This is a genomic window from [Flexibacter] sp. ATCC 35103 (genome assembly GCF_001975985.1).
Classification (GTDB): domain Bacteria; phylum Bacteroidota; class Bacteroidia; order Flavobacteriales; family Flavobacteriaceae; genus Flavobacterium.
The window spans coordinates 386,976-399,172 of the sequence record NZ_MTQF01000004.1; the positions used below are offsets into that span (position 1 = coordinate 386,976).

Annotated in this window: 12 protein-coding genes; 6 read left to right on the forward strand and 6 right to left on the reverse strand. The window is 33.2% G+C overall.

Going from position 1 to position 12,197, the window contains the following annotated elements; all coding sequences use genetic code 11:
- Positions 1-103: 103 nt before the first annotated feature.
- The 4 genes from BXU01_RS09700 (at position 104) to BXU01_RS09715 (ending at position 5,050) form a co-directional block, all read left to right on the forward strand.
- Complete coding sequence (locus BXU01_RS09700; RefSeq protein WP_083693000.1) at positions 104-1,285, forward strand: acetyl-CoA C-acyltransferase; 1,182 nt, start codon at positions 104-106, stop codon at positions 1,283-1,285.
- A gap of 142 nt (positions 1,286-1,427) precedes the next feature.
- Positions 1,428-1,778: a four helix bundle protein gene (locus BXU01_RS09705; RefSeq protein ID WP_083693001.1), complete on the forward strand. Its 351-nt coding sequence runs from the start codon at positions 1,428-1,430 to the stop codon at positions 1,776-1,778.
- A 54-nt stretch (positions 1,779-1,832) separates the two neighbouring features.
- Entirely contained in the window at positions 1,833-3,638 is a 1,806-nt protein-coding gene (locus tag BXU01_RS09710) for an acyl-CoA dehydrogenase family protein (RefSeq protein WP_083693002.1), read from the forward strand.
- Positions 3,639-3,955: 317 nt separating this feature from the next.
- Positions 3,956-5,050: a glycoside hydrolase family 18 protein gene (locus BXU01_RS09715; RefSeq protein WP_083693003.1), complete on the forward strand. Its 1,095-nt coding sequence runs from the start codon at positions 3,956-3,958 to the stop codon at positions 5,048-5,050.
- 67 nt (positions 5,051-5,117) lie between these two features.
- On the opposite strand, the gene BXU01_RS09720 is transcribed toward BXU01_RS09715, so the two are convergent.
- The 4 genes from BXU01_RS09720 to BXU01_RS09735 form a co-directional block, all read right to left on the reverse strand.
- Positions 5,118-5,603 (reverse strand): hypothetical protein, encoded by a 486-nt coding sequence (locus tag BXU01_RS09720; RefSeq protein WP_083693288.1) that lies wholly within the window; start codon positions 5,601-5,603, stop codon positions 5,118-5,120.
- Positions 5,604-5,701: 98 nt separating this feature from the next.
- The gene (locus tag BXU01_RS09725) at positions 5,702-6,574 is read right to left on the reverse strand and encodes a transporter (protein WP_255373733.1); all 873 of its coding nucleotides are present in this window, start codon (positions 6,572-6,574) and stop codon (positions 5,702-5,704) included.
- Between the two features lie 88 nt (positions 6,575-6,662).
- On the reverse strand, positions 6,663-7,187 hold the full coding sequence (locus BXU01_RS09730; protein WP_083693007.1) for a DUF4251 domain-containing protein: 525 nt from the start codon (positions 7,185-7,187) through the stop codon (positions 6,663-6,665).
- A gap of 34 nt (positions 7,188-7,221) precedes the next feature.
- Positions 7,222-7,656, reverse strand: coding sequence for an META domain-containing protein (locus BXU01_RS09735; RefSeq protein ID WP_083693009.1), 435 nt, complete (start codon positions 7,654-7,656; stop codon positions 7,222-7,224).
- Positions 7,657-7,865: 209 nt separating this feature from the next.
- On the opposite strand from BXU01_RS09735, the gene BXU01_RS09740 reads away from it, so the two are divergent.
- Both BXU01_RS09740 and BXU01_RS09745 read left to right on the forward strand, forming a co-directional pair.
- On the forward strand, positions 7,866-8,393 hold the full coding sequence (locus BXU01_RS09740) for a superoxide dismutase family protein (RefSeq protein ID WP_083693010.1): 528 nt from the start codon (positions 7,866-7,868) through the stop codon (positions 8,391-8,393).
- Between the two features lie 108 nt (positions 8,394-8,501).
- Positions 8,502-9,704 (forward strand): LETM1-related biofilm-associated protein, encoded by a 1,203-nt coding sequence (locus tag BXU01_RS09745; RefSeq protein ID WP_083693012.1) that lies wholly within the window; start codon positions 8,502-8,504, stop codon positions 9,702-9,704.
- A gap of 34 nt (positions 9,705-9,738) precedes the next feature.
- Here the strand turns inward: BXU01_RS09745 and can are convergent, their stop codons facing one another.
- On the reverse strand, positions 9,739-10,377 hold the full coding sequence (can, locus tag BXU01_RS09750) for a carbonate dehydratase (protein WP_083693014.1): 639 nt from the start codon (positions 10,375-10,377) through the stop codon (positions 9,739-9,741).
- Between the two features lie 121 nt (positions 10,378-10,498).
- Positions 10,499-12,148, reverse strand: coding sequence for a SulP family inorganic anion transporter (locus tag BXU01_RS09755; RefSeq protein WP_083693017.1), 1,650 nt, complete (start codon positions 12,146-12,148; stop codon positions 10,499-10,501).
- Positions 12,149-12,197 lie beyond the last annotated feature (49 nt).

Here is a 12,197-nt window from a genome sequence, read left to right on the forward strand (position 1 = left end):
TCTTAAAAAAATAGAATAAAGAGAAAAGAATATAGATTTTGAGACAAAGTAATAGTCTATTTTCTATGATCTATTTTCTATAATCTTAAAAAAAACGAAACAAATGAAAACAGCATATATAGTAAAAGCTTACCGTACTGCGGTAGGAAAAGCACCAAAAGGGGTTTTTAGATTTAAAAGACCTGATGAATTAGCTGCAGAAACCATTCAGTTTATGATGGATGAATTGCCTGATTTTGACAAAAAACGTATCGATGACGTTATGGTAGGAAATGCCATGCCGGAAGCGGAACAAGGACTTAACGTTGGACGTTTGATCTCTCTTATGGGATTAAAAGTTGAGGATGTTCCTGGTGTAACGGTTAACCGTTATTGCGCATCTGGATTAGAAACTATCGGAATGGCAACTGCTAAAATCCAATCAGGAATGGCAGATTGTATCATTGCCGGTGGTGCAGAAAGTATGAGTTTTATTCCGATGGGAGGTTACAAACCAACTCCAGATTATAAAGTTGCTGCTGCAGGTCACGAAGATTACTATTGGGGAATGGGTTTAACTGCGGAAGCGGTCGCTAATCAATATAAAATCTCAAGAGAAGATCAGGATGAGTTTGCTTATAACTCTCATATGAAAGCCTTGAAAGCTCAAGCTGAAGGTAAATTCGACAAACAAATCGTTCCGATTACTGTTGAACAGACTTTCATCAATGAAAATGGTAAAAAAGAAACTAAATCTTATGTTGTAAAACAAGACGAAGGTCCAAGAGCCGGAACTTCTGTTGCTGCTTTAGCGGGTTTAAGACCTGTTTTTGCTGCTGACGGAAGCGTAACTGCCGGAAACTCTTCTCAAATGAGTGATGGTGCTGCTTTTGTTTTGATCATGAGCGAGGATATGGTAAAAGAATTAAATCTTGAGCCAATTGCAAGACTTGTAAACTTTGCTTCTTCTGGTGTTGAACCAAGAATCATGGGTATTGGTCCTGTAAAAGCAATTCCGAAAGCGTTGAAACAAGCGGGATTAACATTGAACGATATCGAGTTAATTGAATTAAACGAGGCTTTTGCTTCACAAGCTTTAGCAGTAACTCGCGAATTAAAGATAAACCCGGAAATCGTAAACGTAAACGGTGGAGCTATCGCTTTAGGACACCCTCTGGGTTGTACTGGTGCTAAACTTTCTGTTCAGTTATTCGACGAAATGAAACGCAGAGGTAATAAATACGGAATCGTTTCTATGTGTGTGGGAACTGGGCAAGGAAGTGCTGGGATTTACGAGGTTCTTTAAAAAGAGGATAGAGCAAAGAATAAAGAGTATAGAATAAAGAGAATAGATGTTTTTTAGATGAAAGAGACAAGAACAAAGATTTTTAAAAAGTAATAAAAAACTTACTTTTAAATTATAGTTTCTTACATTGGCTCAAAAAAACATGAGACATAATTATAAGAACTTAAAGATTTGGAAGATCGGGATTGCAATTGCTAATGAAATTTCAGATGTATTAATAGAATTTCCAAAACACGAACGATACGATTTGAGTTCTCAAATAAGCAGATGTTCGGTTTCGATGCCTAGTAATATTGCCGAAGGATCTTCAAGAACTGATAAGTCTTTTAGTCACTTTATAGACATTTCTCTTGGTTCTTCATTTGAGCTAGTTACACAATTATTGATTGCTAAACATAGAAAATATATAAACGAGATACAATTTAACCAATTAGAAATTAAAATAGAAGAATTCCAAAGGATGACAATGGGTTTTCAAAACGGACTGAAGTAAAGTCTATTTTCTATACTCTATTTTCTATTTTCTTTCAAAAAAAACAAAAACAAAATGGCAGATACAATCGAAAAAAACGTAACCCGTGGTGGTCAGTTTTTAGTTAAGGAAACAAAGTGCGAAGATATCTTTACACCAGAAGATTTCTCGGAAGAGCAGTTAATGATGCGTGACTCTGTAAAAGAGTTCGTAGACAAAGAATTATGGGCACACAAAGATCGTTTTGAGAAAAAAGATTATGCTTATACTGAATCATCTATGCGTAAAGCTGGTGAACTTGGACTTCTTGGAGTTGCGGTTCCTGAGGAATACGGTGGATTAGGAATGGGATTCGTATCTACTATGCTAGTTTGTGATTACATTTCTGGTGCTACAGGATCGTTCTCAACTGCTTTTGGTGCGCATACAGGTATTGGAACTATGCCAATTACGCTTTATGGAACTGAAGAACAAAAGAAAAAATACGTTCCTAAATTGGCTTCTGGTGAATGGTTTGGAGCTTATTGCTTAACTGAACCAGGTGCAGGATCTGATGCAAACTCAGGAAAAACTAAAGCAGTTTTATCTGAAGATGGAACACACTACTCTATTACAGGACAAAAAATGTGGATTTCGAATGCAGGTTTCTGTAGCGTTTTCATCGTTTTTGCACGTATTGGAGATGACAAAAATATTACAGGTTTCATCGTAGAAAACGATCCGTCTAACGGAATTTCTATGAATGAAGAAGAACATAAATTAGGAATCCGTGCTTCTTCTACTCGTCAGGTTTTCTTCAACGATACTAAAGTTCCTGTTGAAAACATGTTGTCTGAAAGAGGAAACGGTTTCAAAATTGCAATGAATGCCTTGAATGTTGGTCGTATTAAATTGGCTGCGGCTTGTTTAGATGCTCAACGTAGAGTTACTACAAATGCAGTAAAATATGCTAACGAAAGAATTCAGTTTAATACTGCGATTTCATCTTTTGGAGCGATCCGTTCTAAACTAGCTGAAATGGCAACTAATGCATACGCTGGAGAAAGTGCTTCTTACCGTGCTGCAAAAGATATCGAAGACAGAATTGCTGCTCGTGAAGCTGAAGGAACTTCTCATCAAGAAGCTGAATTAAAAGGTGTTGAAGAATATGCTATCGAATGTTCTATCCTTAAAGTTGCAGTTTCTGAAGACGTACAATCTTGTGCTGACGAAGGAATCCAAATTTTTGGCGGAATGGGATTCTCTGAAGACACTCCAATGGAAAGTGCCTGGAGAGATGCTCGTATTGCTAGAATCTACGAAGGAACAAACGAAATCAACAGAATGCTTTCTGTAGGTATGTTGATCAAAAAAGCAATGAAAGGTCACGTTGAATTACTTGGACCAGCTATGAAAGTTCAGGAAGAATTAATGGGAATTCCATCTTTTGATACTCCTGATTTCTCTGAATTATTTGCTGAAGAAAAAGGAATTATCGCTAACCTTAAGAAAGTTTTCTTAATGGTTGCCGGAAGTGCTGTTCAAAAATACGGACCGGATTTAGATTCTCACCAACAGTTATTAATGGCTGCTTCTGATATCTTAATCGAAATTTACATGGCTGAAAGTACCATTCTTAGAACTGAAAAATTAGCTAAAAATCAAGGTGAAGCTAAAGTACAAGAGCAAATCGCTATGGCAAAATTATACTTATACAAAGCGGTAGATATCGTAAACTCAAGAGGTAAAGAAGGAATTATTTCTTTTGCTGAAGGAGACGAACAACGTATGATGTTAATGGGACTTAAACGTTTCACAAAATATACAAACAATCCAAATGTTGTAGCCTTAAGAGAGGTTATTACATCTAAATTAGTGGCAGAAAACGAATACTGCTTCTAATATAAAAATAGTTTTTAGCTTTTAATTTGTTTAAACCCGCACTAATCCGAAACAGTGCGGGTTTATTTTTTTGTTTTTCACCATATAAGTTATATAAGTTCATATAATTACTTAGAAGACATGTTCGCTAATTTATTTCTTATATTTCTATAGCGCATTTTAAACATACGGCTTATATTTTCTTATATGACTTATATGGTTTAAAAAATTCAATTTCACAAATCTTTATTAAAATTGCATTTCTGATACAAGATCAATAGCAAAATTTATAATCTAATGTTTTATATTTAGCGTTCTAAAACTTCAAAAAATATAAAATGAAACAAATTAACCTAATTGCTCTTCTATTTCTTTGCCTGATATCTACCAATATTTTTGCTCAGAAAAACAAGAAATTTGACATCATTGCTTATTACACAGGCGATGATAAACTAATTAACGAATACGAAGTAAATAAACTGAATCAAATTATTTTTAGTTTTTGTCATCTTAAAGATGGTAAACTTAGTGTTGATTCTCCTAAGGATTCCACCACAATTAAATACCTGGTTTCTTTAAAAGCAAAAAATCCGCAACTTAAAATTATTCTTTCACTTGGTGGCTGGGGAGGTTGTGAGCCTTGTTCTGCTGCGTTTTCTACTGTTGAAGGAAGATTGACTTTTGCAAAATCAGTAAAAGAAGTGAGTGATTACTTTAAAGTAGATGGTTTAGATTTAGATTGGGAATATCCGGCAATTGAGGGACTGCCTGGACATTTATACCAAGCTGTGGATAAGCCTAATTTTACAGAATTAATTAAAATTTTGCGTTCTACTTTAGGCAAAAAATACGAACTAAGTTTTGCAGCTGGTGGATTTCAGAAATATCTTGACGAATCTATAGACTGGAAAACTGTATCACCATTAGTAAACCGCATTAATATTATGAGCTATGATTTAGTAAATGGATATTCTAAAGTTACCGGACATCATACGCCTTTGTATAGTACTAACCCAAAAGAAGAATCTACAGACAGAGCAGTTACGTACTTAATAAAACAAGGAGTTCCTGCTGAGAAATTAATCATTGGAGGTGCTTTTTATTCCAGAACATGGAAAAATGTAGAAAATATAAACAATGGACTTTACCAGGCTGGAGAGCACATTCAAGGTGTTGATTTTAAAAATTTTGCCTCGACTTATACTGAAGCCAATGGCTGGAAATATTTTTGGGATGATAAGGCAAAAGCGCCATATTGGTATAATGCGGCATCAAAAACCTTTGCAACATCTGATGATATAAAATCGATAAAAGAAAAAACTGAATATGTAAAATCTAAGAAATTAGGAGGTATTATGTTCTGGGAACTTACTTTAGATAGTCCGCATGACGGAATGGTAAATGCAATTTACGAAGTAAAAACAGGTAAATAAATCAAGCTTTTAAGGATAAAAAACGGCAGTTATAAAATTATAACTGCCATTTTTTTTATAAAGAGAGCTATTGCAATTTTGATTTATCTAATTCACCTATAAAAGGAATTGATTCTAAAATTTCAGCACGAATTATAGTCTGTAAATAAATTTCTAACTGAAGAAATTTTGCAGCATTTATGGCGCCAACAGCTTTTTTAGCCTGCCCATACGTTTTAGAGTATAATTTTTCATAAGCTAAATGATTCTTGAGTGTTCCTTTTGCCAATTCATCAGCTTTTTCATCTGTAAGTGTCGCATAATTTGCTGCATAATCATTAATGAGTTGAAATTTTGCCTGACCTAAAGCTTTACGTTCTGTTTCGTAATTATCGTAAACTTTTGTAAAAGCAGCATTTTGAGTATCAGACAAATTCATATACTGTTTTACAAGATCACTTTTTGATTTGCCATAAACACTTTGCAGTACCTCAACATCTTCTTTAAACGAAGATTGAGCATAAGATGAAAACGACGCAATGGCCATAACAAGAATTAAACTTAATTTTTTCATAGTAATAAATTTTAATTTGTTTTTTAAAAATTCACGCACTATCAAATATACTGATTTTTAACCTGTTAAATTATTTATTATAAAAACATTCTTACACATTAAAAAAATGAATATTGGTAAGATACAGATAAAGCATAATAATTTAATCCGTTATTTGTGTAGGCACCTACATGGTATTGAAACCTGATAGATTGGCCTTTTGCAACAGGTGTCGAAAAGGTTCCTCCTACTCGCCAATTATCTATTTCACTATCGCCTGAAATTCCGTCTGTAATTGTTCTTCCTCCAAAAAACCAATTCGTATTGAAACCTATCCACATATTGTTTTTAAAATAATAACTCGCATGTGCTTGCAGGCTATAAGTGGGTTTCTGTTCTAATTTTTTCCCCAGGAAATCGTTATTATCAGTATAAAACCAAATTCCTCCATAAGCCTCAGCATACACATGAGCAAATCGTTTTGACACTCCAATTTCTGGTTTAAATGCCCAACGGTTAGTCCCTATATTAATTTGTTTATCATCATAATATCTTCCTGTAGGAATTGAGGTTACGAGACTGACACCTAAAATTGTTTTTTGTTCAAAATTTTTAAATTCAGATTTATCAAGAGCCGGCGAACCCAAAATATTGATTCCAAGGCGAACTTTTGTATCAGCAAAACCGGTTCTCGATCCTGTTATAACCTCACCACTTGTGCGCGTTTGTGACCCATCCATAAAAGTAAATGGAAGTGCAACCTGAACACGGGCCAGTTTATTATAAATCCCAAAAGTTCTAATATAATTGAGAGCGACATTATGACTTTGAAGTGTAAAATCAGTAATAGGCAATGATGGATCTGTGAGCACATTTCCATCTGTAAAAAGATAGCCAATTGATGCTACATTTAAGTTTTTGGCAACATTGGCATAAACTCTTGGTTCAAGGTCCTGACTATTAACAGACACTGCTAATAAAAAAAACATCATTATAAAATGATACCTTTTAAAAATTATATTAAAGATTTTTTTCGGCATAAATTATAAGGATTCGTGAATGCTAAAAATCTAAAAAACTTTATTTAATACTTTTTTCAGTTTTAGGAGCTCTAATTTCTCCGTCATAAGAAATTGGTCCTCTGTTATTACTATTTACAGAAAGTGTTGCACCTCCATTAAAAAAAACAGAAAGCATTAAATCATATGAATCGTCTTTGCCTCGGACAGTCGCTCTTATGATATAATTTTTTTTATTTTTTTCAATTTTTATATTTTCGGGAGTACCTTCAAATTTTATTCCGCCATCGCCACCGTATGGTACATTAAAACCTCGTCCAAAAAAGGGTAAATCACAAGTCGTTTTTTCAGTATTAAACTTTAGAAAATAAGTATTATAATCCAGAAAAATAAGCCTTCCTCCTTGCGGATTAGCTTTTTGTGCTTCAAAATCAAACTTCTTAGAATCAATCAGAGTTTCAATTTCTTTTTGTTGCTGCAAATCTTTTTCTGCCTTTAATTCCTTCTTTGTTTTTTCTTGTGCAAAAACACCGAAACTTAAAAAGCATACTAACACTATTAATAAAATGGGTCGTTTAGTTTTCATAAAATAAATATTTAACAGAACTAAAAAAGTATTTTTATTTTTTCGTAAATCGCATCATCGCAATATCTCCTGAAATAAAATTCAGGGTTTTTCCATCATCAGTAATATCATATGAAGTTATTTTTTGCAAAGTACTCATAAAAACGGGTTCGCCCTGCGCATCAATACACATCATTCTGGTAACAGCCATAGGTTGTGTAAAATCAATTTTATTACCTGTTACTTTTAATTTTCCTGTAAACGAATTACAACTGTTGTTTCCGGAAACCTGATTTTCTTTTGTATTAAAATTTAGGGTTGGTTTTTTATTTGGATACAAACCATCAAAAGTTATTCGAGGTCCGGTTATATAATTAAGTTCCCAGCTTCCTTCGAGTTGCGAAACAGAATCATTTTTTGGAGTCTTAGATGCATTACATGACAGTAACACAATTCCTGAAAAAACTAAAATCAAAACATTCTTTATCATAATTTTATAAATTAAATTAAAAAATAATCAACACTGACTTTTGAAATTTTCAATTCGAGGTATACGAAATTACGCAATAATAATTTGTTGTTCCCTTAAAGCAGCATTAAATTACAAGTAATAGTTTTAGATTTTTTTAACTCTTGGCGCTAATCAATGTCGGAATTTTATGTTAAATTTACTTAATCTTTAATTTAAAAGCCTTTCATATGAAAAAAATAATCGTTTCTTTCGCTATAATTACAGCCTTAATTATTGGCTGTAAGACCAATACAAAATCAAATGATGCCAAAACACTTACTGTTGCCTTAGAACCAAAAAGTAATAGTAAAGTTGGAGGAACTGCTACTTTTACAGAGAAAAATGGTAAAGTAACATTTGTTGCAAAAGTGACTGGTTTAGAACCGGGAGTACACGCGATTCACATTCACGAAAAAGCAGATTGCAGCTCTGCAGACGGAAGTTCAGCCGGAGGACATTGGAATCCTACTTTTAAAAAGCACGGAAAATGGGGTGTTGGAGAATACCACAAAGGTGATATTGGAAACTTTACTGCAGATGCAAAAGGTAACGGAACTATTACACTAACAACTGATGAATGGTGTATTGGTTGTGGAGATACCAACAAAGATGTTCTTGGAAAAGGTTTAATTGTACATCAGGGAACTGATGATTTTACAACTCAGCCAACAGGAAATGCAGGCGGAAGAGTTGCTTGTGCAGGAATCATCAAATAAAAAAACACAATAACCATTAGATTTTCACAAAATCTAGTGGTTATTTCATTTAAAAACTTATCCTAACACAAGAAAAAGATATAGCTTTGCAGCTATAAATTAAAGTTAATGATTAACCCATCGGCATCAGGTTGGATAGACAAGTTTTTTAGTGAACAAAAGTTTTCAGAGGCAATTCCTTTTGAGACTACAGAATCTTTTTACTACAAAGTCAGAGAAACCGGTTTTATCTATGGTCATATCATAGCAATTGATTCTCAGGTTCCGGTACCTATAAAAGGCTGGTTTAAAACCGAGATTTCTAAAGTTGCTTTACTAAATACTTTATATCACGTTTTTTGTTTGGAAAAAAGAAGTTCTGAACCAAAAAACTTTATAACCGAAGTATTGAAATTTTATAATGAAATGAATCCGGAAGGATTTAATTTATTTAAAATTTTACTTCCTAAAGATACTCCTTCCCTTTCTTTAGAAAATATAATTGATCAAAGGGTACAAACCAATGACAGTATTATAAGCAAAAACTTTTCGCATTTAGTTACTAATGCGCTTTTGTTTATTGATGTTTTAGCTTTCAGACAATACCTTCAACACGGTTCAATTCCTGAAAAATATCTAAAACGAATTGAAGAAACTGTTTTAGGCATTGTAGCTTTAGCCCTAAAAACCAAAACGGTCAAATCACAACACGATGATTTATTGATTAAACTTTTTGAAGCTTCAATACGATACTCTAAATTCTCGAAAGTAACTGTTGATACTTTAGAAACTTTGCAATTAGAAAATTTTGGCAACAAACTGGAACACTATTATTTTATTGACATGGCCGGAATGGCGCTATGGAGTGATGGCGTTGTAGAAAATGAAGAATCTTATTTTCTATATTCTTTAGGATCAATGATGGGTGTTTCTGATGATTTTGTGACCAAAAGTATTGATACAACCCACACCTTTATAACAACCCATAAAAAGAAAATTCCGTATTTTAATTATTCAAATCCTGTAAAACATTTTTATGATCAAATGACGCACAGCGTTGTAAAACTGATTGTAAGAAACAAAAACAGACTTGTTAAGGAGATTATCCAGAGTAAGGAATTAATGGTTTTATTGGCTTATTCTACAACCAGAGATCTGGATGCCAAAGAAAAGAAGAAGGTAAAAAAACAGTTATTGGATATTTGCAAAACGATTCCGTCACTGACCATATTTTTACTACCGGGTGGAAGTTTATTATTGCCTATTTTAATAAAGTTTATTCCAACCTTATTACCATCTGCTTTTAATGAAAATTTAGACGAAAACGAATAAAAAAAATCGCCCTTTTGAGGCGATTTTTATTTTTTTACAGATTGCTTAGTTGATAAACCTCATCTAATTCTTCGTTTGATGCGATATTTACATTAAGATCTGTTACAAATCCTGAATTTAAACCATAAACCCATCCGTGAAGCATTAAATCCTGACCGTTTTTCCAGGCACCTTGTACGATTGATGTTTTGGCTAAATTGTAAACCTGTTCTTTAGCATTTACCTCAACAAAAGCATTAAAACGTTCTGTTTCATCTTCAATAGAGTTTAGGTATTTATCATGTAAACGGTACTCATCTTTGATATGACGTATCCAGTTGTCTATTATTCCAACAGATTGATTTCCCATTGCAGCTTTTACACCACCACAACCATAATGTCCGCAAACAATAACATGTTTTACTTTTAGAACATTTACAGCATAATCTAAAACACTCAGCATATTCATATCAGAGTGCACTACCATATTGGCAATGTTTCGATGTACAAAAACTTCTCCAGGTTTAGCACCAATAATTTCATTTGCAGGAACACGACTGTCAGAACATCCAATCCATAATAATGGTGGTGTTTGTCCCTTAGCTAAATCAGCAAAATAATTAGGATCTAATGCTAATGATTTTTCAACCCACTGTTTGTTGTTTTCTAGTAATTGTTTATAAAACTCTCTCATTTTTTTTGTTTTTTGATGGTACTTCTACATGTTTAAACATATCAAAAATAACTTTACTGTAAAGTTATCCAATTTTCATACTTCTCACAATGAAGAAATACCTTTAATTAATTTAATTTGTTTAAAAATCTTCTTTTACCGTTTCTTTTTTAACCAATGCTCTTTTTGCAACATCATAATAATGTTCTATAGATACATGATTGTTAATATCAGGAGAGTTTTCAAGTTCGTATGCTTCTTTAAATCCTTTTAGTTTTACTTTGATATTTTCATCAATAGCTCTTGTTTCTTTAAACTCACGGATCAAGTCTAAAACATCATGGGCAATATACTCTGTATCATGTGCATTGATGATAACTTTTGAGTTTTGAGGAATCTCGTTTAATGTTAATTTAATTGCTGCTTTATTCAGAAATGAAACTTCCTGCGCTAAATCAATATGAATAACATCTCCGTCTTCGTACTCCTCTTTTTTGAAACTGTAGGCTCTTTTTAGATTCCCTCTCAATACAAAAATTATACTAATAATAATTCCCAGCGCAACTCCTTTAAGTAAGTCTGTTGCTACAACAAATACTAATGTGGCCACAAAAGGAATGAACTGGTATTTTCCTTTCTCCCAAAAGTGTTTGAAAGTTGCAGGTTTAGCTAATTTATATCCAACCAGGATTAAAACGGTTGCCAAAGTTGCCAACGGAATTTTATTCAAAATTGTTGGTATCGACATAACACTTATCAGTAAAAGTACACCGTGAATAATCGCTGACATTTTTGACTTTGCTCCTGCATTATTATTTGCTGATGATCTCACCACAACTGATGTCATTGGTAAACCACCTAAAAGTGAGCTCAGGATATTACCAATACCTTGTGCCCTAAGTTCTACATTTGTATTGGTGTAACGTTTTTGAACATCCATTCTGTCAGCAGCTTCAATACAAAGTAATGTTTCTATAGAAGCTACAATGGCAATTGTAACAGCAACTACCCAAACTTGCGGATTTGTAACGGCAGCAAAATTTGGTGTAATCAGAATAGATTTAAATTCATCAAAAGATTTTGGAACTGGCAATGAAACCAAATGTTCTTTTGCAATTGCCAATGAGCTTCCTGAAGAAACAAAAAATTCGTTTAAAACGACTCCTGCAATAACTGCAATAAGTGCGCCCGGAACTAATTTTAATTTCTTTAAAAAGGAGACTTTTTCCCATGAAATCAATATAATCAGTGAAACAAGTGAAATAATTACTGCTCCTAAATGAATGTGATTTAAAACATCGAATAAAAATGAAAATGAATTGCTTCCATCATTTTGTACAAAAGCCTGATCTCCTTCAAAATCAGCATCGTACCCAAAAGCATGAGGCAATTGTTTTAAAATGATAATAATCCCGATACCGGCTAACATTCCTTCAATAACATTGGTTGGAAAATAATTTGATATACTTCCGGCTTTTAAAAACCCTAATGCTAATTGAATTAATCCAGCAATAAAAACCGACATTAAAAACACATCAAAGGCGCCAAGATCACTAATAGCTGTTAAAATAATAGCTGTTAACCCAGCTGCAGGTCCTGAAACACTAATGTGCGACTGGCTTAAATAACCAACCACAATACCACCAATAACACCTGCAATAATTCCAGAAAACAAGGGAGCTCCAGAAGCCATTGCAATACCTAAACACAACGGAAGAGCCACCAGGAAAACCACTAAACCTGAAGCAAAATCAGATTTGAGGTTGGCAAAAAGATTGATTTTTTTTGTCATAATACAATACTAAAAAAATTATTCATTAAAGATTTACCACATTTAATTA